At 49.6% G+C, this 254-nt stretch carries 1 protein-coding gene; it reads left to right on the top strand.

The window, feature by feature from the left end:
• Positions 1-116: IS3 family transposase (locus M6G53_RS25355; RefSeq protein WP_253333246.1), on the top strand; the 116-nt coding region annotated here is incomplete at its 5' end.
• Positions 117-254: the final 138 nt, after the last annotated feature.

Here is a 254-nt window from a genome sequence, read left to right as displayed (position 1 = left end):
ACCTGGCAAAAGAAATAGAGCACTACATTGATTACTACAACCATGACCGCCTCAGAGAGAAACTAAAAGGCCTGAGTCCGGTAGAGTATCGAACTCAGGCCACGAAGGCCGCCTGAATTTACATCGTTGACTAGTCCTGATATAGGTTGACACTTTTCAGCCGGATAACGCCCGATGAACCTCATCGGGCGTTTTGTATTTCAGCGACAGGTGCGGCCGCTGTGTGTTGTAGATGTTCACCGACTCCCTGACCA

The organism is Serratia nevei, from assembly GCF_024160145.1.
GTDB lineage: Bacteria > Pseudomonadota > Gammaproteobacteria > Enterobacterales > Enterobacteriaceae > Serratia > Serratia nevei_A.
This window is presented reverse-complemented; position numbering and strand designations above follow the sequence as displayed.